Origin of the sequence: Shouchella rhizosphaerae (assembly GCF_036700015.1) — a bacterium.
GTDB lineage: Bacteria > Bacillota > Bacilli > Bacillales > Bacillaceae_D > Shouchella > Shouchella rhizosphaerae.
Genome location: NZ_CP144921.1, coordinates 1,806,667 through 1,826,736 on the forward strand (window position 1 = coordinate 1,806,667; position 20,070 = coordinate 1,826,736).

The following is a 20,070-nucleotide window of genomic DNA, read 5'->3' on the forward strand; positions in this document are numbered from 1 at the left end:
GGATTTGTTTATACGTCGCTTTGTTCTTCAAGGGTGACATCGATTGTTTGTTTGTCGCCGTCACGGTAAAGTGTGACGGAAATGGTGTCGCCGATGGAGCGTTCAGCGTATAAGAGTTTGCGCAAGTCTTGTGGGTTTTCAATCGCTTTGCCGTCAATTTCGACGATGACGTCTCGTTCTTGCAGGCCTGCATCGGCTGCAGCGCTGCCGTTTTGGACGCCGACGATGACGATTCCCTCTGTTACGTCTTCAGGCAAGTTCAACGTTCCTTGGAGAGCGGAACTTGGCAGTTCATTGAGCGAGCGTAATGTGATGCCGAGTGTCGGGCGCCGCACTTCGCCATATTGTTCTAAATCGCTAATGGTTGGCTGCACGATGGAAGAAGGGATCGCAAAGCCTAATCCTTCTGCACCGCCGGAAATTTTCATCGAGTTAATCCCGATGACTTCGCCGTTAATGTTAATAAGTGCGCCGCCGCTGTTCCCGGGATTAATCGCTGCGTCTGTTTGCAGCACTTCTGCATTCCAATCAATTTGGCCATTGCCGCTCAAGTCGACGGGGATGCTTCGTTCTGTCGCGCTAATAATGCCTTGTGTGACGCTGCCGGCAAATTCAAGACCAAGTGGGTTGCCTATCGCAATGGCTGGTTCGCCGACGCTTAATTCATCCGAATTGCCAAACTCGGCTACGGTTGTGACATTTTCGCCATCGATTTCGAGGACAGCTAAGTCTGTTAGTTCATCGTGGCCTACAAGTGTTGCTGGAACACGAGTGCCGTCGGTTAAAGCAACTTCAATTTCCGAAGCGCCTTCAATGACATGGTTATTGGTAACAATGAATGCCGAGTCGCCTTCTTTCTTATAAACCACGCCAGACCCTGTGCCTGTTTCGCCTGTTTCATTTGATCCGAACATGTTGGCTTGCTGCATGTTAATGACGCCGACGACTGCATCGGACACTTTGCTCACAACGTCTGTGACCGCTGAATTGACGTCGAGGTTAATAACATTCTCGGCGTTTTGCTCGGTATTCGGTTCTGTGTTGGCGTTGTTGTTTTCACTTGCTGAATCATCTATGCCAAGGCCGAGGCTCGACATAATGGGTGAAGCAATTAACACAAGCGCACCGCCAATGATGGCGCCGCCAAACGCGGACAAACCAGCCACTTTTTTTGAGCTCTTATTTGGCTCACGGTAGCGCGTTTCTTGCTGGTCATCATAGTAGCCCATGATTATACCCCTTCCCTCTAAACAGTCGTATTCGTTCTATGTATCTTTATTATACCCCTGTTCGCCTGATGGTCTAGGCATTTGCGGGCATTTCAACGATTTTTGACCTTCGTTTAACAATTATCGATAACTGTTGCGGAAGTTTGATAAAAAAACGAATACTGTAGGTTCTTTCTATTTATTTACGCTTTCGCCCCTTTTTAAACGATCGAGAGGGGGGTAGGGTGATAAGGGTCCGTATCGTATAGACGCAGCGTTTCGCCGACTTTATGCCCTTCTTGCTCTAACACTTGCTTGACTGTCATATGCGCTAATTCTTTCATATTGTTGTCGAGGCTTAAATGGGCTAAGTAGATGTTGGCTTGTTTGTCCTCGACGACATCGGTCAACGCCATTGCTGCATCTTCGTTGGACACATGGCCTAAATCGCTTAAAATCCGACGTTTGACGTTCCACGGGTAGCGGCCGACACGGAGCATGTTCATATCATGGTTGGACTCAAACACGTACGTATCGGCGCCTGCAACGGTCTTTTTAATTCGTTCGCTCACATAGCCCATATCGGTCGCTAAAACGAGTTTCTTGCCTTCGTGGCGGAAGACAAAAAACATCGGTTCAGCTGCATCGTGGGAGACGCCAAATGACTCGACTTCTATGTCGCCAAACTGCTTGACTGTCTCCAAGCCGAACTCAAACTTTTGGTCAAGAGACAACTGCCCGAGCTGTTTCTCCATCGCTTTCCACGTTTTTGCGTTCGCATAGATCGGCACTTGATGCTTTCTGGCAAAAACGCCGACTCCTTTAATATGGTCGCTATGTTCATGGGTGACAAGCAGCGCATCAATGTCTTTTGGGTTGCGGTCAATTTTCTGGAACAGCTCGTCCAGTTTTTTCCCGGTTAGCCCGGCATCAATTAAAAGGCGCTGCGATGCCGTTTCGACATACATCGCGTTTCCCGTACTGCCACTGGCCAGCACGCTGAACCGCATACTCATCTAGTTTCCCCCTCATTTCCACACTTTAAGGCGTGCTGCCCGCTTCGTTCATTTCGTCTGTACTTGGTTCTTCTAATTCAGGCGTTTCTCCATCAATCGCTTGGTTTTCATCAGGATACCACTGATGTTGTTCGCCTAAAATGGCATTCACTAAATAAATGCGTACATCGTCTTCCTCATCGTTGTTGCGTTTCACTGTCACTTCCCACATAGGCGAAAAGAAACGCGGCGTTTGTTCCGCTAGGCTATAATAGCCAAAATCAATTTCAACAATGCTATTGTTTCTTTTAATAAAATGGTTGTTTAGCAGCGTTTCGACAGCTTCCATGTACGTAATCATTTTCCGTTCATCTGGGTTTTCCTCAAAGGTGAAATGGCGCTGTGTGTAGCCAATGACCTTGTCGTCTTCATCGAGTTCTAAAATGAGAGGGGCGTCCTCGTTAACGAATGTTTCGCTTTGGTTATATAGCTGGTTAAAATAAAGGTACGATCCTTCTCGCCTTGCAAACACATAGTCATACCCATGCAAAATATGCTGTGCTAAAAAAGCGGCATAGTCGGTTTGTTCCGCTGCTTTGTTGTTGTCGTTTCCAGGAATATCCGATAGGTCAATCGGTTCGTCAAAAGCCGCTTTAATCAGTTCCCGTGATTGGGACAACGTCGCCGTCTGCCCTGTAAGACCGTCTAGCTCTGCTTCTGAAAAGGTTGTCCAGCTTCCTTCAAGGACAACGCCTTTCGCGCCAGCAATGTCGATTTCTTTCGACGGGAGAGAGATGTTGTTATCGGCAAGCCGCTTTTCGATGTCGCTTGATTGCTCAATATCAGGCACTTGTTGGATTTTGTCCAGCAACTGTATGCCTAAAAAGACGTTTAACAGCAAAAACGTGACAATAAAAATGGATTTGGCCCGACTCCAATTCATTGTTTGTACTCCTCATCAAACGGGACTCTTTTCCACGTATTTTGGCTTTCATAATACCACGTCGGCACAAAATTGGCATTTGAGTTGTTCTCCATATCGGCCCTGTAGCCAAGCCGGATGTCCGTGACATCGTCCCAGTTGACCGACGTTGCGGCCTTTAACGCTTCTGCAGCTGCTTCTCCTGACGGGACTTCCACTTCAGGGTCTTGAAGCGGAGCCCCGACTAAATGAAAGAGTGGCCGTTCGAATTGGATCACTTGTGTGCCTGAGCGGCTGACGGTTATTTTCATCCTGTCTTTGTTGTCGCTGTTGCTGCGGCCAAAAACAGGAATGCCGTCAATCATCATCCGGAAATCAACGGTTTCGCTATTTTCCCTGGCCGCCCAACTGATCGCCTTATAGTCATCGGTCCAGCCGCCGTTTAAATTGACAAATTCAGCCGCAGTCTCAATAATGTGGCGGTTGTTTGTATCAATGCCGTCTGCTGCAAACGGATAGCTGTAGCTTAAATACTGTAGCCGTTGGTCGATCGTAACAATCCGGCTCCCATCGGTGTAGACATTTTGCCCATCCAGCTGGTTTTGCCGGGGGACATCAGAAGCGCCGCTGAACAAACGCTGGTTGATTTGCCCTATGTCTAGACGGGCAAGCTCATACTGCTTTTCTCTCACTTTTTGCGGTTCAGTGCTGACGTACAGCCGGTTTTGCAGCAATTTGTTGTCATCATCCTTCTGCTTCACGATCACAGCCTCTTCGAGGTCTGCTTCCTCCCCCGATTCGAGCAAATCAGTAAGGAAATCAGGATCCATCGCAGAGCCAACCGTAAATAAGCTTTCATTTTCCAATGAGGCAAATTGAATATTGACCCCGCCGTCATAAGGGCTAACATAGACAAACATCCGATCGATGGCATTTAAATTGAAGCGAAAATCTTCTTGTTCGATCCCAAATTGTTTCAGTACAAATTCTTTCGGTACTGCATCGGGAAAAATCAATTCAATTCCACTTACGGCGGAGATGTCTTCATAGTCGCGGTTAATTGATTGCAGTTGCCCTTCGGCAAACAATTGCTCCACTACGTGAGAAAAATACGAAGAGCCATTTTTTACGAGTGCATACGTCCCTTCAGAGCTGTGCAGCACGATTTGTTCAGGGGCAATCAGCTCGACTGGGTCCCGTTCTGTGCCAAACATTTCTTCGGTTTGCACGTTGGAGCTATCTTCTAATGCTTCGATATTTGGTTGGAACGTCCACAATTGGTACGTGAAAAATAAACTTAGACCAATTAAGGCAATTAACGCGACAGTTTTAAACTGTTCGTACCTCACATTGTTCCTCCTTTGAATGTCGAGTAAGGCAACGTGATATAAATGGTCGTGCCTTCATTGTATTCACTATGGACCCAAATATCGCCTTCATGGGCGTGGACATACTCGCTCGCAATCGCAAGTCCGAGACCTGTCCCTCCAACATTTCGCGCCCGAGCTTTGTCCACTCGATAGAACCGCTCAAAAATCTTATCTTGTGACTCAGCTGGAATGCCTAACCCTTCATCGGCAATACTAATCCGTGCTTTGTTTCCTTGATGGAGGAGGGTAATGGTCACATTGCCTCCAGACGGAGAGTATTTAATCGCATTCGATAAGATGTTGTCCAGCACTTGAGTCATTTTATCGGTATCGATTTTGACGTAAGTTGGCTGTTTCGCAATATGGCGGTGAAAATCAATGTTTTTGTCCTTGACGACCATTTCAAACCGTTCGACAATGCTATGCAAAAAGGCACCAAGCTCCACCCAATGCAAGTCGAGACGGTAATCGTTTGAGTCAATTTTGGACAGCTGGAGCAAATCATTGACAAGGCGGATCATCCGGTCCGTTTCCTTTTGCGTTACCTCTAAAAAGCGCGGTGCAATGTCCTCATCTTGCATCGCTCCGTCTGCTAACGCTTCTAGATAGCTTTTCATCGTTGTCAGCGGCGTCCGCAATTCATGTGACACATTGGCGACAAATTCGCGCCGTTCATTTTCAATTTTCTCTTTCTCGGTTACATCGTGAAGGACCGCAATCAAGCCATTAAAGGGGCCTTCATCTTCTTGAATCGCTGAAAAATTCACTTCAAGCATAATCGGCTCTTCGCCTGTGCTCAGGTCAAGGAGCAATGGCTCGTTCCTTTCGTAGAGCTCAAAAATGCTCACTTCCTCTTCCATGCGCAGCACGTTCATAATCGGCCTGCGCAGCACATGCTTTAACGGGATGCCTAACAGTTCTTCAGCTCGCCGGTTCATTAATATAATCAAGCCGCTTTGGTCTGTCGCAATCACGCCATCCGTCATGTGGGCCAACACCGAACGCAAACGCTTCTGCTCCCTGTCCCTCATTAACGTCGTGTCATGGAGCCTATTCGTCAGCTCGTTAAATGCAGTGGCAAGTTGGCCTAACTCATCGGTACTGTAGACACGGACTTGCCTCGAAAAATCGCCATGGCTCATGCGGAGCGCTTGACGACGCATGTCAAGAATCGGCATCGTGATCGTTCGGGCCAGTAGTATGATCACCAAGAACGTCACCACCATCGCAATGCCTGTCGCCGATATAAAAATGCGGTTGATCGCTTGTGCTTGCTTGCTGACCCCTTCAATTGACGCTTCAATGTAAACAGCACCGAGAATTTCGCCAGTGCCATCTTCATTGGAACGAACGGGGTGTGCTTTAATAATGTAGCGCTCTTGGTCTTCTTGGTTGATCCGCTCTTGGAATTCATACGTCGGCGTCCCGGTTAAGGCGCGCTTCACAATCGTTTGGTCAGTCTGTTGGTCAATGATGTTGGCGTCTTCGTCGGAAGAGCTTGCCAGCACGACGCTATTATAGCCAACCACTTGTGCTTTCCCTTTGCGTGTATTCTCATCGTTTTGCGGAAAAGCGTTGCGTACAAGCGTATCAAGGTCCCGTTCTTCTGGGTCTTCTTGCAATTCTTGGCCGACACTTAAAGACAGCACATTTAAGCGGTCATTTAACAGTGTTTCATAGTTTTCCAGCAAACTTCTTTCCAGTTCCCGGGAAAAGTACACACTGACAATTTGCATTGCCAATACAATCAACAGCACATAAATAATGATCAGTTTAAAGCGAATGGATTTAAAAAACCCGACATTGCGTTCCATTTACCGTTGCTCGCCCTCTGGCGCCGACAAGAAGTAGCCGACTCCCCTTCTCGTCATAATCCAGTTTGGATAGCTTGGGTTGTCTTCCACTTTTTCACGCAAGCGCCGCACCGTTACGTCTACCGTGCGCACATCGCCAAAATAATCATAGCCCCACACCGCTTGCAGCAAATGCTCCCGCGTCATTACTTGGCCTAAATGCTTGCCGAGATAATGGATCAATTCAAATTCCCGGTGCGTTAAATCAACTGGCTCGCCCCGTTTTTTTACCTGATACGCTTCAGGAAGAATCGATAGCTCGCCAATTGTAATTTCTTTTTGCGTGGTTGGCGCATCGTCAGCAGCGACTTGTTGGCGCCGCAAGTTTGCCTTTACACGTGCCAACAGTTCCCGCGTGCTAAACGGCTTGATGACATAGTCATCAGCGCCAAGCTCAAGGCCAAGCACTTTATCAATTTCCGAGTCTTTTGCCGTTAACATGATAATCGGCAAATCGTATTGCTTCCTTACTTCACGGCAAACTTCCATGCCATCTTTATAAGGGAGCATAATATCAAGGAGCATTAAATCAGGCTTCCGTTCCTTGACGCGCTCTAATGCTTCGTTCCCATCATACGCACAGGTAACATCAAAGCCTTCCTTCTCCAAGTTAAATTTCAATATATCAGCAATCGACTTTTCATCATCTACCACGAGAATATGTTTGTCCATCCTCATCCTCCTAGATTGGTCGTCGTTCTAAGATCCTTCATTTAGAAATAACAACATTCTTTCCCGGGCAATTGTTTTGCCCTATCTCTTAGTTTACCACAAACGGGCAAGCCAAGAAGAATGCAAAAAAAGAACCTTATATGCATTCGCACATAAAGTTCTTCCGCTATGCCGGCCAGAGGACTTGAACCCCCAACCTACTGATTACAAGTCAGTTGCTCTACCAATTGAGCTAGACCGGCAAATGGTGGCTCGGGACGGAATCGAACCGCCGACACACGGATTTTCAGTCCGTTGCTCTACCAACTGAGCTACCGAGCCATTTTCGCTTCTTTCGACTTTTTATCAAGATGTAAATGGCGGTCCGGACGGGACTCGAACCCGCGACCTCCTGCGTGACAGGCAGGCATTCTAACCAACTGAACTACCGGACCAAGATATGTATCTATATGAAAAGTGACCCGTACGGGATTCGAACCCGTGTTACCGCCGTGAAAGGGCGGTGTCTTAACCGCTTGACCAACGGGCCACTGTAAACATGGTGAGCCATGAAGGACTCGAACCTTCGACCCTCTGATTAAAAGTCAGATGCTCTACCAACTGAGCTAATGGCTCCTCTAAAAAAGCCGAGCAGGCGGTGCAAAAAAAGCAAACCGCTTGTCCCCAAATCCCTTGGCGACAAGATTTATAATAGCATATAAAAACTAGGTGTGCAACTACTTTTTAAAAAGTTTTTTTAGCGCGATTGAATGGAAGATAAGCGGGAAAATACAGGGGCGCTTTCCCTGCATTTTCCCTTGCCATTTAGGCAAAAACGCCGCGCACCATGTTCGTTTGGCTACGGTCCGGGCCGACGGAAAAGACAGTCAATGGAATCCCTGTCAGTTGGCAAACCCGTTCTACATACGTACGGGCATTTTCCGGCAGCTCATGCAACGTTTTTACGCCTGTAATGTCTTCTTCCCATCCTGGAAGCTCTTCATAAATTGGCTCACATTCTGCCAAAACATTTAAGCTTGCTGGAAACTCATCAAGCACTTCGCCTTTATAGCGGTAACTCGTGCAGATTTTTAGCGTTTTAAGCCCTGTAAGCACATCAATCGAGTTCAGGGATAAATCAGTAATGCCACTCACTCGGCGAGCATGGCGGACGACGACACTATCAAACCAGCCAACGCGGCGTGGGCGCCCTGTTGTCGTTCCATACTCATTTCCGACTTTGCGGATACGGTCGCCAATTTCATCATCCAATTCGGTCGGAAACGGGCCATCGCCAACGCGAGTCGTGTATGCTTTTGACACACCAACAACGTGGTGGATTTTTGATGGGCCGACACCAGAACCGATTGTCACTCCTCCGGCGATCGGATTGGAAGACGTTACGAATGGATACGTGCCTTGGTCAATATCAAGCATCACGCCTTGGGCGCCTTCAAATAAAACACGGCGGCCATCGTCCAAAGCGTCATTTAAAACGACGGATGTATCGGCAACATATTTCGCGATTTGTTCGCCATAATGGAAATACTCTTCAACAATTTCTTCAGCTGAAAAGCCATCTGTTTCATAGTATTTTTCAAACAGGCGGTTTTTCTCTTCAAGAACAGCTGCCACTTTTGCAGCAAACGTGTCTTTTTCAAGCAAATCGGCAATTCGAATGCCAATCCGCGCTGCTTTGTCCATATAGGCAGGACCGATGCCTTTTCTCGTTGTGCCAATTTTATTGGCGCCTTTTCGGTCTTCTTCGACAATATCAAGTTTTATATGATAAGGCAAGATCACATGGGCGCGGTTTGAAATCCGCAAATTGCTCGTATCGACGCCGTGGTCATGCAAATACGCAAGCTCTTCGACAAGCGCCTTAGGATCAATTACCATGCCGTTGCCAATGACACAAATTTTGTCTTTGTAAAAAATCCCTGAAGGAATTAAATGAAGTTTGTATTTTTTACCGTCAAACACAATCGTATGGCCAGCATTGTTTCCACCTTGGTAGCGGGCAACCACTTCTGCTTTTTCTGATAAGTAGTCCGTGATTTTTCCTTTTCCTTCATCGCCCCACTGTGTTCCAACAACAACGACTGAAGACATTGCTTGCACCTCCGCTCTCTATAAAAACCATTGTAAGTATAGCAGGTCAGCCTACGGGGCGTCAATTAGACACGAACATTTCCATGCTAAAAATCCCCAACATTCGTATAAAAACGAAAAAGCTCTCCTTTTAGAGAGCTTTATCCGTTAACCTGGCGGCATGTCGTTCTCGTCATGGCGCCGGTCCAAATTAACGAACTTATTGTATTCTTTTACAAATGCTAGCTCTACCGTCCCAACGGGGCCGTTTCGCTGCTTGGCAATAATAATTTCGATAATATTTTTATTCTCGGTTTCTTTATCATAGTAGTCATCCCGATAGAGAAAAGCGACAATGTCGGCATCTTGTTCAATACTGCCTGATTCCCGGATGTCTGACATCATTGGGCGCTTGTCCTGCCTTGATTCGACGCCCCGGGACAATTGCGACAGGGCAATAACCGGCACTTCTAGTTCACGGGCGATCGCTTTAAGTGTCCGCGAAATTTCCGATACTTCTTGCTGGCGGTTTTCACCGCTGCGGCCGTTCCCTTGAATGAGCTGCAAGTAGTCAATCAAAATCATGCCAAGCCCTTTTTCTTGCTTAAGGCGCCGGCATTTGGCACGAATTTCGCCGACTTTCACGCCAGGGGTGTCATCGATGTAAATGCCTGCTTTCGACAAAGACCCCATCGCCATCGATAGTTTATGCCAATCCTCTTCCTCCAAGGCGCCTGTCCGCATCCGCTGGGCATCGATGTTCCCTTCTGCACATAGCATCCGCGTGACGAGCTGGCTCGCTCCCATTTCCAGCGAGAAAATCGCAACCGTTTCATCGGTTTTTGTGGCAACGTTTTGGGCAATGTTGAGGGCAAATGCGGTTTTCCCTACTGACGGACGGGCTGCGACGATAATAAGATCGTTGCGCTGGAATCCAGCAGTCATTGTATCTAGCTCCGTAAAACCAGTCGCAATGCCCGTAATTTCCCCACGAGTTTGCTGCAACATTTCGATTTGGTCATACGTTTCAAGCAGCACATCTTTAATCGAGACAAAGCTGCTTGTATTTTTCCGCTGTGCGACTTCGAGAATCGTTTTCTCTGCTTGGTCGAGGATCGCATCGACTTCATCCTCGCTCGCATAGCCTTCTTTTGCAATGTTGGTGGCCACACGGATGAGGCGCCGTAACAGCGATTTTTCTTCGACGATGCGGCTGTAATACTCAACATTGGCAGCAGTAGGGACAGACTCGGCGACATCGGCCAAATAAGCGACGCCGCCAATATCATCCAGCCACCCTCTGTTTTGCAGCTCTGAGGTGACGGTGACTAAATCAACAGGCTCCCCCTTTTCACCGAGGTCCAGCATCACTTCGTAAATCCGCTGGTGGCTAGCTCGGTAAAAATCTTCAGGCATGAGGCGCTCACTCGCCGTCGTTAACGCATGGTCAGCGAGAAAAATCGCACCTAACACGGCCTGCTCTGCTTCAATGTTTTGTGGCGGCGTCCGCTCTGTCAAAAGGTCACTCATCCATTTCTCCCCCCCTTACAACTGACTTAAAAGGAAGCTGGCCAAAGCGAGAGCCAGCTTCCTTTTGTTTCTATGCTTCTACAACGTGGACAGTAGCCGTTGCCACCACTTCTGGGTGGATTTTAATCGGTACTTTCGTATAGCCGAGAGAACGAATCGGTTCGTCCAATTGGATTTTGCGTTTATCGACTTTCTTGCCTTGTTTCCCAAGCGCCTCGGCAATTTGCTTTGTCGATACGGCCCCAAACAGGCGGCCGCCTTCGCCAGCTTTAGCAGGAATCTCGATCTTGAGCGCTTCAAGCTCTTCTTTCATTGCTTTCGCTTTTTGAAGTTCCGCTTCCGCCTTTTTTTGCTTGCTTTTTTCTTGTGCCTCAAGGTCTTTTAGATTTCCAGACGTAGCTGCCACAGCTAAATTTTTAGGGATTAAATAGTTGCGGGCATAGCCTTCTGACACGTCTTTCAATTCGCCTTTTTTGCCTTTCCCTTTTACATCTTCAGTGAAAATGACTTTCATGCTCCGCTTCCTCCTTCTCGTACTTCATCAATGGCCTTCTCGAGCTGGAGTTTCCCTTCCTCCAGCGTCAAGTCAGGCAATTGCGTCGCTGCATTTGAGAGATGGCCGCCACCGCCGAGCTTTTCCATGATGACTTGGACATTTACGTCGCCAAGTGAACGAGCGCTAATGCCGATTCGTCCATCAGCAAGCTGACAAACGACAAAAGAGGCAAGCACGCCGCTCATTGTCAGCAACGTATCAGCAGCCTGGGCGATCACGAGCTGATCGTAAACATGGTCGTCTGGGGCCACAGCAATGGCATAGCCCTCTCGGTAAAGATAGGCGTTTTCTACAAGCTTAGCACGCTTTACGTAAGACGCCAAGTCTTCCTTTAATAGCTTTTGCACGAGCGCCGTATCGGCGCCGTTGGCCCGCAAAAATGAGGCTGCATCGAATGTTCTCGCCCCGGTGCGGACAGCAAAACTTCTTGTATCGACAATGATGCCAGCGAGAAGCGCCGTCGCTTCAAGCCGGTCCATTTTAAACTGCATCGGCTGGTACTCGAGCAACTCGGTCACAAGCTCGGCCGTAGATGACGCATACGGCTCCATATAAACGAGCACCGGATCTTCAACAAAGTCTTCGCTGCGGCGATGGTGGTCAATGACAATGATGCGGTCAATCATTTCCAATAGCCGCGGCTCAATGACCATCGATGGCTTGTGTGTATCGACGATGACGAGCAACGTCTCTTTATCAGCTAAATCCAATGCTTCTTCAGGCGAAACAAACTGGCTCCACAAATGGTCGTGTTTCTCCGTTTCTTCCAATAACCGCTGGACATCCGGATTAATATCGTCCACATCGAGCACAATAAAGCCTTCACGGTCATTTAAGTCAGCAATTTTCAATACGCCAATCGCTGCCCCAATCGCGTCCATATCTGGACGCTGGTGACCCATGACAATCACTCGTTCGCTTTCTTTTACAAAATCGCGCAAAGCATGGGAGATAACGCGAGCGCGTACCCGTGTCCGTTTTTCCATCGCGTTGGTCTTGCCGCCATAAAAGCGGACGCGGCCATTTTTCTTTTTGATCGCCACTTGGTCGCCGCCGCGCCCAAGCGCTAGATCTAAGCTTGACTGGGCCAAGGCGCCCAGTTGTTTTAATGACGTTTCTTCCGTGCCGACCCCAATGCTGAGCGTAATGGGCACTTTCTCCCTTGCTGTCCGTTCACGGATATCATCAAGCAATTCAAACCGGTTCTCTTCTAAGAGCAATAGCGTCTTATGGTTCATCACTGCCAAAAACCGATCAGAGGACGTCCTTCTTAAAAAGATATCATAATCGCTCGCCCAGTTGTTCAACGCTGTGGTCACTTTGGCGAGCAGCCGGCTGCGAACTTGATCTTCCATGCTTTGTGTGACTTCATCGTAGTTGTCTAAGTAAATATGCGCGATGACCGGCAGCATATGTTGGTACTTTTTTTGCGTTTGTTCTTTCTCGGTTACATCCACAATATAAATAAGTCGCTCGTCACGTTCAAACGTCATGTAATAGTAAGAGGACTCCATTTGGAACGTTTCATTGGCAACGTCATTGCTTACATATTCGCCAAGCTCTTCATGGATGCAGGTAATGGGCTCGCCGATCAGCCCAGTCCCAAACCGTTTATCAACAAACGGGTTTACCCACTCGATCACTTCATCCTCATTATAGAGGACAATGCCTACAGGCAGCTTGGTAACAGCTTCTTCCCCTGCCTTGTTCACACGGTATGATAAAGTCGAAATATATTTGTGCAACTGCCGTTCATTGCGCTTGTGGGATTGGTGAAATAAACCGATCCATACGATGAGAGCAATGCCAGCAACGGCACCGGCTTCTAAGCGATAGTAAGCGAGAACAGCAATGGATACAACGGCAATAACAAAGAGTGCGATGACATGAAGCTGTTGCCACCACTGCTTTTTCCAATTTGGCATATTGTCATCTCCTACCTGTCATCCAAAAATTACAGTTTCATACGGTCGCGAATTCTTAAAACCATATCCAGTACGCCAATCATTTTCATGGCCCACAACAAAAATGGCACGAGTAAAAGACTGATGACAACCATGATGATAATGAAAACAGAGACCCCTTTTGCAAGCCGCTTTGCCTGCAAATACACAAACAGAAGCGACACCCCTTGGATGATAAGCAATACACTGACCAAATTTATGCCAGTTTGCGTGACTGCCGCCATATAGGAACCAGGCTCAAACGGCAAAAAGGACAGAAGCAATAGGGAAAAATAAAACCAAAGGAAAAAACGTGGAAAGGCCCATTCGCGAAACTTCGGCAGCTTATGATATGGTAGGTCCACACGTTTAAAGAGCATGGTCGCCGCTCCATAGACCATAAACGCATACGCGGCAGCCATCAGTAGCAACAAAAAGGTCATCAGCGATTCAATGAGTTGAACGTATTCCTCTATAAATGCTTTATCGTAGGATTCCATCCCTAATTCAGACAAAAGCTGTTGCGTCTCTTGGAGGGACTCCCGGACAAATTGCAGCACGGATAGATCCGTGACGGCTGTAAGGAGTATGTAGGCAGTCGAAAGAAAGACAAACGACGCGACAATCGTTGCCAGCAACAATTCAGCCCCTTTTCTGCGCTTATGCTGCGCATAGCCGAGCACATAGCCAATGACGGCAAAAGCAAATGCTGCCAAAGGGTTTAACGTCGCTATTGTTCCGAGCAAACCAACAGCCGCTGTTAACACCATTCCCGGCCTTGGCCCAAAAATGGCCGTAAAATAAACAATTGGCAACGGCATGGCGACAAGTGCAACCATGTTTAATAGCGGAATGTTAAATGCAAAGATCATGAACAATGCAATGTAAATCACACCGCATAGTAAGCCCTTCATCAGCTGGTTCCTGTGTTCCAAATTCTCACCTCATTTAACACGCTCAACGAGCGCGTCTCATTCACACACAGTTCCCATCTATTTTAGCGTAATTACCTTTAAAGTAAAAGGCGAGCCTCTCGATTCGCCAGTAAGTAGAAGAAAAGAGGGCAACCAAGCCAGCTTTTTCTTAGCTTGGCCCGGTCCGCCCTCTTTATCCCATCTTTAGTTTACATCGTTGACGTAAGGTAGCAATGCTACTTGGCGAGCGCGTTTAATCGCTACAGTCAGCTTACGTTGGTACTTTGCAGAAGTTCCAGTTACGCGGCGCGGAAGAATTTTTCCACGTTCGGAAATGAAACGTTTCAGCAAATCAACATCTTTGTAGTCAATATGGGTAATTTTATTGGCAGTAAAAAAGCATACTTTTCTCCGTTTAGGACGACCACGACGTGCCATATGTTTCACTCCTTTCCTTTAAACATTAAAATTAAACATTAAAATGGAAGATCATCGTCGGAAATATCAATCGAACCGTCATTCGAGAACGGGTCGTTATCATATCCATTAGAACGGCTGCCACCAGTTTGGTTGCCAGAACCTTGGTTGCCAGCGCCGTACTGATCAAAACCAGGATTATTCCCAGAGGATTGGTTTTGACTGTTGCGAGGTTCGAGAAATTGGACGCTTTCAGCAACGATTTCCGTTACAAAAACGCGCCTGCCTTCATTATTGTCATAGCTTCGCGTTTGCACACGGCCGTCGACTCCTGCAAGGCTCCCTTTTTTAAGGAAATTGGCGACGTTCTCAGCCGGTTTGCGCCAGACAACACAGTTAATGAAGTCAGCTTCTCGTTCTCCTTGCTGGTTTGAAAACGGACGGTTGACTGCAAGCGTAAAATTGGCTACAGCTACACCGTTTGGCGTGAATCGCAATTCAGGGTCACGCGTTAAGCGTCCGACAAGAACAACACGGTTTAACAATGCGATCCCTCCCAGCCTTTTAAATGGTCCCTTATTCGTCCTGGGCCCGTTAAAATACGTCTATTTCGACTTACTGTTCGTCTTTTGTTACGAGAACGCGGATAACGTTGTCGTTGATTTTAATCAAACGGTTAAACTCGTTAATCGCTTCCGTATTTGCTTGTACACTTAGCAATACATAGAAACCATCTTTGAAATCGTTGATTTCATAAGCTAGGCGTTTTTTACCGATCTCGTCCACCTTTAGAATTTCAGCACCGTTGTCAGTGAGCACTTTGTTGTAACGCTCAATGATTTCCTTGTTTGCTGATTCTTCTAGGTTTGGAGCGATAATGTACATAATTTCATACTTACGCATTCCAGTCACCTCCTTTTGGTCTAAGCGGCTCCGTTTACACAGAGCAAGGAGCAAAAGTCAATTCACTCACATTGAACGAGTATACCATTAAAGTAGTCGTTATTCAAGAAGTATCGAAGCAACCACCTGCCTTTTGTTCAAATTGTCGCGATAATTGGGAATCAAGGATGTAAGAGCAAATGAGGGGGCTTTCAAAGGGGTTACCAACTATATACGCTATCTCAACTAAAATTCCTTGTTTTTTCTTGCATTTTTTTTCGACAAAATGAATCTACAAAGCAAGAGGCTGCAACGTTGGCTGCAGCCCCTCCTTTTTACACATTAAACCGAAAATGGATGACATCTCCGTCTTGGACGATGTATTCTTTTCCTTCAAGGCGAACTTTGCCCCGCTCTTTTGCAGCAACCATGCCGCCAGCGGCAATTAAATCGTCATAGGCGACAACTTCAGCACGGATAAAGCCGCGCTCAAAGTCAGTATGGATAATCCCAGCTGCTTGTGGCGCTTTCGTGCCCCGGCGGTATGTCCAAGCCCTGACTTCCTGCTCTCCTGCTGTAAAATACGTTTCCAAGCCTAGCAAAGAATAAGCCGCGCGGATTAATTGGTCAAGCCCTGATTCTTGGATGCCGAGCTCTTCTAAAAACAGCGCTTTTTCATCGCCTTCCAGCTCAGCAATTTCCGATTCAATTTTGGCGCAAACGACAATCACATTGCTGTTTTCCGCTTCCGCAAATGCTTTCACTTGTTTGACGTAGTCATTGTCATTGTCTTCGCCAGCAAGCAAATCGTCTTCAGCGACATTGGCTACATACAGGACAGGTTTGCTTGTCAGCAAATGTAGCTGTTTGACAATTTTCAGTTGGTCGTCATCAAAATCGATGCTTCGTGCTGGCTTTTCATTTTCAAACGCCTCTTTTAATGCTTCTAGCACAGGCAATTCTGCAACAGCCGCTTTGTCTTTTGCTTTCGCCAGCTTCGCGACACGGCCAATCCGTTTGTCAACTGATTCCAAATCCGCCAAAATCAACTCCAAGTTAATCACTTCAATGTCACGCAACGGATTGACGCCACCGGAAACATGGGTAATGTTTTCATCAGCAAAGCAGCGGACAACATGGGAAATCGCATCTACTTGACGAATATGAGACAAAAACTGGTTGCCAAGCCCCTCGCCTTTGCTGGCGCCTTCGACAATTCCGGCTATATCTGTAAATTCAAACGCAGTCGGCACCGTTTTTTTCGGTTTGACCAGTTCGGTTAATTTTTCCAACCGTACGTCAGGCACTTCGACAATCCCTACATTTGGGTCAATTGTGCAAAACGGGTAATTGGCCGATTCTGCACCCGCTTGGGTAATCGCATTGAACAGCGTTGATTTTCCCACGTTTGGCAACCCTACTATTCCAGTTGTTAAAGCCACTTCCTGTCACGTCCTTTTTATTTGTACAGGCCCGCACAAAAACAAGGTAGAGTACAAACCCTCCCTTGTTATTCGGAACCTAATACTTTTTTTAGTTTTTTTGAAAAGTCCCGGCGTGGTAGCATCACGCTGTGTTGGCAACCCAGGCATTTTATCCGGACATCCATGCCCATGCGGATAATTTTCCATCGATTTTCCCCACAAGGATGTGGTTTCTTCATTTCCACCACATCGCCTAACGCAAATTCCTTTTCTGCTGCCACCGTTTCGTCCTCCTCAAGCTCGTCTGCTTGTATTATACATGAACCAAGCAGGAGTTTGTAGTGTCACTGTTTGCTTTTCGTTGCTGGATGTTTGACAATTGGGTAAAGAACGAGTGAAGCAAGAATAAACAAATTTAAAATGCCGTACAATGGGTACAATATCGAAATTAGTGTCGAGAAGCCAAACATCGTCATAGGCGCCATGCAAGCCACAAGCAACAATGCAATCAGCCAAGCCTCACCTTGTACGTTTGTTCGTAATCTCGCTATCAGCCCAAAAACCCCTGAAGCTGCCGTTGTATAGATGGCTAGCCACAATAATAAGGAAATGGCAAGAACCATAATCGACGGATAATGTTTTAAGATCACAAACAGCGGAATCTCGTAAAAAATGATCTCTTGAGCCACCGAAAGCAATGACTCATTGTACAAATAGGAAATCGTCCCAAGCAAGAGCCCGCTGCCAATGCTGGCAATGTAAATTTCACCCTTATGTTTGATTTGGTTGCCTACCGCACTTAAAACAGCGACAATCGGCAAAATATTAAGCGACGTAAAGGTCATGGCCGCTGGCCAATTATGTTGCATATGGATGTCAAATGTGAACGAAAAGCCGATTGATGATTGGTAGACTAGTAAGACCGCTACTAAGCAAATAATGAGCACTGGAATGAGACATGCATTGATTTTAGTCATTCCTGTCATATCCTTTACAAACATGAACACCACCAATGCCGCATTAAGGACAACGCCGAGCCAAAAAGGAATGTTATATACTTCGAGTGTTGCCCCTGCGCCTGCAAGCATAATAACAGTCACTGAAAACAAGTAAAGAATAATCATCCAATCATACGCTTTTGCTAAGCGCCGCCCAAGCAACTTCTCAAGTATCGGCAAATAATGGGTTGTCTTTTCTTTTTGGGCAATGGTTAATATGACCGCACAGCTGATGGTGAATAGAATCGCAAACAATACGATAGCCAGTCCGCTTTCTGCCCCGAAAAATTCCCACAGTTCCCGTCCAGAAGCATAGCCAGCGCCAATCACCGTCCCGACAATTAAAAACATCCATTTTAGTCCGTTTCCCCACATTTTCGTCACCTTCAATTTCCCCGTCATGTATAGATTCTTGCAGAATCTACTATACTGTTACTACTATGGGAGGTGAGCTTCATTTATGAGTACAAACCTATGGCCCTTTAAAAAAAGACCAACAACCTTTCGCTGCCATGCCGAGGAAGCATCATTAACGGAAGATCTCGCACACGCTCTTGTTGAATTTTGCAAACACCGCGGCAATCGCGACCTGTTGCTTATTTGCATCGGCACAGACCGTTCGACTGGCGATTCGTTAGGGCCTTTAGTTGGAAACTTACTAGAAGGGCAAAACTTAAACCAATTCCACGTGCATGGGACGTTAGCAGAACCGATCCATGCCGCCAACATGGAAAAACGGCTTGCCTCCATTTATAAAACACATCCTAATGCGTTTGTTGTCGCCTTAGATGCATGCCTTGGCAAAACTGCAAACGTTGGCTATATTACATTGTCCGCAGAACCACTCAAACCTGGAGCAGCCATGGGCAAAAACTTACCTGAAATTGGCGATATTTGCTTAACAGGCATTGTCAATGTCGGAGGGCTGATGGATTTTTATATGCTGCAAAGCACAAGGCTGCATGTGGTCATGAGCATGGCTCAAAAAATAAGCAAGGCAGTTGCTGCGGCTGACCAACAATTAACCGCACTGCAAACTGCCAAAACGAAAAAAGCCTATTCTTTTTTGCCAACAAAAACCGAGCCTCTTTAACGCCATCGTTAAGCGCCCATACGGAATAGCCAATTGCCTAACATCCTAGCGGAACGCATCGGCAATGTCTGTAATCGCATCCACAAGAGCAGAAACATCCTCTTGCTTCGTATAAGGTCCAAAACTGGCACGTACGAGCCCATCTTCAGCAGTCTTGTACCAGTTGTGCAGCTTCGGCGCGCAATGAAGGCCTGCTCGTACAGCCATATCATAATGTTCATCTAAAATCATGGCCGTTTCTTGGCTGCTCACACCGTCAATTGCAAACGAAACAACCGCTACTCTTCCTTGCGGCGATAAAGAGCCGACTACATGTACATGCTCATGGTTGCTAATTCCCTCTAAAAAGATCCGTGTTGCTTCCATTTCATGGGCATGAACAGCTTCCACTCCTCCTAGACGTTCAAGCTCTTGCAAACCTGCAAGCAAACCTGCAATTCCTGGTGTATTGGCCGTGCCAGCTTCATAGCGCTCAGGCCATTTGTCCGGCTGCTCTGGATGCTCGGAATAATGCCCCGTGCCGCCGTGTACGAGCGGTTTCAAGCCAACATCTCTTGCTGCTGCTAATAAGCCTGTTCCTTGTGGCCCTAATAAGCCTTTATGTCCTGGACATGCCAGCAAATCAATTCCGTCTTGTTCCATATCAATCGCAATTTTGCCAGCTGTTTGTGAGGCATCCACAAGCAGGACGGCGCCGATTTCTTTTGCTTTTGTGGCAATGGGTTTTAAAGGCACGATTTCTCCTGTGACATTTGACGCATGATTGATCACAACAAGGCGCGTACCTGGCGTCATTGCTTCCACGACTGCTGCTGCTGTCTCGTCCCCTGTTTTTCCGCTTGCATAAACGATCGTCGCCTGCTTCTCTTTTTCAAGTATATGCAACGGCCGCAAAACCGAATTATGCTCAAAAGCGGTGCTAACTACCCGATCCCCTTGCTGTAAAGGGAAGCCAAGAATGGCTTGATTTAACGCGTATGTGGCGTTCGGATAAAACCAAATATGCTCAGGGCCTGGCGCGCAAAAAAAAGCCGCCAACCGTTTTCTTGCTTGAAAAAGCGTGTCTGCAGCTTGCCTCGCTAACTTATGGCCTCCTCTTCCTGGATTTGCACCGTAGGCTAGAATCGCTTCGCTAACAGCGTCAGCAACTGCTTTTGCCATTGGAAAAGACGTTGCCGCTTGATCAAAATACCGCATTATTCCACTCCTTTAAAAAAGAAGCT

At 47.0% G+C, this 20,070-nt stretch carries 19 protein-coding genes and 5 tRNA genes; 1 reads left to right on the forward strand and 23 read right to left on the reverse strand.

Translation table 11 applies throughout. The features are described 5' to 3' along the window. Positions 1-8 precede the first annotated feature (8 nt). From V5G21_RS09025 to V5G21_RS09130, 22 genes are all read right to left on the reverse strand, one after another. Positions 9-1,229 carry a S1C family serine protease gene (locus tag V5G21_RS09025; protein WP_063608868.1) on the reverse strand — a complete coding sequence of 407 codons (1,221 nt, stop codon included), beginning with the start codon at positions 1,227-1,229 and terminating at the stop codon, positions 9-11. A gap of 200 nt (positions 1,230-1,429) precedes the next feature. Then, the gene (locus V5G21_RS09030; protein ID WP_063608867.1) at positions 1,430-2,224 is read right to left on the reverse strand and encodes an MBL fold metallo-hydrolase; all 795 of its coding nucleotides are present in this window, start codon (positions 2,222-2,224) and stop codon (positions 1,430-1,432) included. A 25-nt stretch (positions 2,225-2,249) separates the two neighbouring features. After that, positions 2,250-3,146, reverse strand: coding sequence for a two-component system regulatory protein YycI (locus tag V5G21_RS09035; protein WP_011248929.1), 897 nt, complete (start codon positions 3,144-3,146; stop codon positions 2,250-2,252). Beyond that, entirely contained in the window at positions 3,143-4,474 is a 1,332-nt protein-coding gene (locus V5G21_RS09040; RefSeq protein WP_063608866.1) for a YycH family regulatory protein, read from the reverse strand. The genes V5G21_RS09035 and V5G21_RS09040 overlap by 4 nt, the downstream gene beginning before the upstream one ends. After that, a complete protein-coding gene (gene walK, locus V5G21_RS09045) occupies positions 4,471-6,309 on the reverse strand; it encodes a cell wall metabolism sensor histidine kinase WalK (RefSeq protein WP_095254685.1) in 1,839 nt (612 codons plus the stop codon). The genes V5G21_RS09040 and walK overlap by 4 nt, the downstream gene beginning before the upstream one ends. Then, the gene (gene yycF / locus V5G21_RS09050) at positions 6,310-7,020 is read right to left on the reverse strand and encodes a response regulator YycF (RefSeq protein WP_011248932.1); all 711 of its coding nucleotides are present in this window, start codon (positions 7,018-7,020) and stop codon (positions 6,310-6,312) included. 169 nt (positions 7,021-7,189) lie between these two features. Then, positions 7,190-7,262 (reverse strand) — tRNA-Thr (locus tag V5G21_RS09055). A 3-nt stretch (positions 7,263-7,265) separates the two neighbouring features. Next, positions 7,266-7,341, reverse strand: a tRNA-Phe gene (locus tag V5G21_RS09060). A gap of 36 nt (positions 7,342-7,377) precedes the next feature. Beyond that, positions 7,378-7,454, reverse strand: a tRNA-Asp gene (locus V5G21_RS09065). Positions 7,455-7,477: 23 nt separating this feature from the next. After that, positions 7,478-7,549: transfer RNA gene (locus tag V5G21_RS09070), tRNA-Glu, on the reverse strand. A gap of 10 nt (positions 7,550-7,559) precedes the next feature. Beyond that, positions 7,560-7,635 (reverse strand) — tRNA-Lys (locus tag V5G21_RS09075). A gap of 189 nt (positions 7,636-7,824) precedes the next feature. Then, on the reverse strand, positions 7,825-9,111 hold the full coding sequence (locus V5G21_RS09080) for an adenylosuccinate synthase (RefSeq protein WP_011248933.1): 1,287 nt from the start codon (positions 9,109-9,111) through the stop codon (positions 7,825-7,827). A gap of 147 nt (positions 9,112-9,258) precedes the next feature. Further along, positions 9,259-10,620 carry a replicative DNA helicase gene (gene dnaB / locus V5G21_RS09085; protein WP_011248934.1) on the reverse strand — a complete coding sequence of 454 codons (1,362 nt, stop codon included), beginning with the start codon at positions 10,618-10,620 and terminating at the stop codon, positions 9,259-9,261. Positions 10,621-10,690: 70 nt separating this feature from the next. Continuing rightward, on the reverse strand, positions 10,691-11,134 hold the full coding sequence (gene rplI / locus V5G21_RS09090) for a 50S ribosomal protein L9 (protein WP_063608865.1): 444 nt from the start codon (positions 11,132-11,134) through the stop codon (positions 10,691-10,693). After that, a complete protein-coding gene (locus V5G21_RS09095) occupies positions 11,131-13,101 on the reverse strand; it encodes a DHH family phosphoesterase (protein WP_095317044.1) in 1,971 nt (656 codons plus the stop codon). The genes rplI and V5G21_RS09095 overlap by 4 nt, the downstream gene beginning before the upstream one ends. A 29-nt stretch (positions 13,102-13,130) precedes the next feature. Then, positions 13,131-14,033: a YybS family protein gene (locus tag V5G21_RS09100; protein WP_011248937.1), complete on the reverse strand. Its 903-nt coding sequence runs from the start codon at positions 14,031-14,033 to the stop codon at positions 13,131-13,133. Positions 14,034-14,237: 204 nt separating this feature from the next. Then, positions 14,238-14,471, reverse strand: coding sequence for a 30S ribosomal protein S18 (gene rpsR, locus V5G21_RS09105; protein ID WP_011248938.1), 234 nt, complete (start codon positions 14,469-14,471; stop codon positions 14,238-14,240). A gap of 38 nt (positions 14,472-14,509) precedes the next feature. After that, positions 14,510-14,995: a single-stranded DNA-binding protein gene (gene ssb, locus V5G21_RS09110; protein WP_011248939.1), complete on the reverse strand. Its 486-nt coding sequence runs from the start codon at positions 14,993-14,995 to the stop codon at positions 14,510-14,512. Between the two features lie 70 nt (positions 14,996-15,065). Further along, positions 15,066-15,353, reverse strand: a complete 288-nt coding sequence (gene rpsF / locus V5G21_RS09115) for a 30S ribosomal protein S6 (protein ID WP_011248940.1) — start codon at positions 15,351-15,353, stop codon at positions 15,066-15,068. Positions 15,354-15,667: 314 nt separating this feature from the next. Continuing rightward, positions 15,668-16,774: a redox-regulated ATPase YchF gene (gene ychF, locus V5G21_RS09120; RefSeq protein WP_338465476.1), complete on the reverse strand. Its 1,107-nt coding sequence runs from the start codon at positions 16,772-16,774 to the stop codon at positions 15,668-15,670. A 68-nt stretch (positions 16,775-16,842) separates the two neighbouring features. Beyond that, complete coding sequence (locus V5G21_RS09125) at positions 16,843-16,995, reverse strand: DUF951 domain-containing protein (RefSeq protein WP_249413801.1); 153 nt, start codon at positions 16,993-16,995, stop codon at positions 16,843-16,845. A 105-nt stretch (positions 16,996-17,100) separates the two neighbouring features. Continuing rightward, the gene (locus tag V5G21_RS09130) at positions 17,101-18,129 is read right to left on the reverse strand and encodes a membrane protein (RefSeq protein WP_011248942.1); all 1,029 of its coding nucleotides are present in this window, start codon (positions 18,127-18,129) and stop codon (positions 17,101-17,103) included. 85 nt (positions 18,130-18,214) lie between these two features. Here V5G21_RS09130 and yyaC point away from each other — a divergent pair, with 85 nt between their 5' ends. Then, entirely contained in the window at positions 18,215-18,847 is a 633-nt protein-coding gene (yyaC, locus tag V5G21_RS09135; protein ID WP_095254687.1) for a spore protease YyaC, read from the forward strand. A gap of 45 nt (positions 18,848-18,892) precedes the next feature. On the opposite strand, the gene V5G21_RS09140 is transcribed toward yyaC, so the two are convergent. Next, on the reverse strand, positions 18,893-20,044 hold the full coding sequence (locus V5G21_RS09140; protein WP_095254688.1) for an aminotransferase class V-fold PLP-dependent enzyme: 1,152 nt from the start codon (positions 20,042-20,044) through the stop codon (positions 18,893-18,895). Positions 20,045-20,070 lie beyond the last annotated feature (26 nt).

Coding starts and splice junctions, on each gene's coding strand:
- rplI (WP_063608865.1), bottom strand. CDS start 11,134: ATGAAAGTCATTTTCACTGAAGATGTAAAAGGGAAAGGCAAAAAAGGC.
- V5G21_RS09030 (WP_063608867.1), bottom strand. CDS start 2,224: ATGAGTATGCGGTTCAGCGTGCTGGCCAGTGGCAGTACGGGAAACGCG.
- rpsF (WP_011248940.1), bottom strand. CDS start 15,353: ATGCGTAAGTATGAAATTATGTACATTATCGCTCCAAACCTAGAAGAA.
- V5G21_RS09140 (WP_095254688.1), bottom strand. CDS start 20,044: ATGCGGTATTTTGATCAAGCGGCAACGTCTTTTCCAATGGCAAAAGCA.
- yycF (WP_011248932.1), bottom strand. CDS start 7,020: ATGGACAAACATATTCTCGTGGTAGATGATGAAAAGTCGATTGCTGAT.
- dnaB (WP_011248934.1), bottom strand. CDS start 10,620: ATGAGTGACCTTTTGACAGAGCGGACGCCGCCACAAAACATTGAAGCA.
- V5G21_RS09130 (WP_011248942.1), bottom strand. CDS start 18,129: ATGTGGGGAAACGGACTAAAATGGATGTTTTTAATTGTCGGGACGGTG.
- V5G21_RS09080 (WP_011248933.1), bottom strand. CDS start 9,111: ATGTCTTCAGTCGTTGTTGTTGGAACACAGTGGGGCGATGAAGGAAAA.
- rpsR (WP_011248938.1), bottom strand. CDS start 14,471: ATGGCACGTCGTGGTCGTCCTAAACGGAGAAAAGTATGCTTTTTTACT.
- V5G21_RS09125 (WP_249413801.1), bottom strand. CDS start 16,995: ATGAAGAAACCACATCCTTGTGGGGAAAATCGATGGAAAATTATCCGC.
- walK (WP_095254685.1), bottom strand. CDS start 6,309: ATGGAACGCAATGTCGGGTTTTTTAAATCCATTCGCTTTAAACTGATC.
- V5G21_RS09100 (WP_011248937.1), bottom strand. CDS start 14,033: ATGAAGGGCTTACTATGCGGTGTGATTTACATTGCATTGTTCATGATC.
- yyaC (WP_095254687.1), top strand. CDS start 18,215: ATGAGTACAAACCTATGGCCCTTTAAAAAAAGACCAACAACCTTTCGC.
- V5G21_RS09025 (WP_063608868.1), bottom strand. CDS start 1,229: ATGGGCTACTATGATGACCAGCAAGAAACGCGCTACCGTGAGCCAAAT.
- V5G21_RS09095 (WP_095317044.1), bottom strand. CDS start 13,101: ATGCCAAATTGGAAAAAGCAGTGGTGGCAACAGCTTCATGTCATCGCA.
- V5G21_RS09035 (WP_011248929.1), bottom strand. CDS start 3,146: ATGAATTGGAGTCGGGCCAAATCCATTTTTATTGTCACGTTTTTGCTG.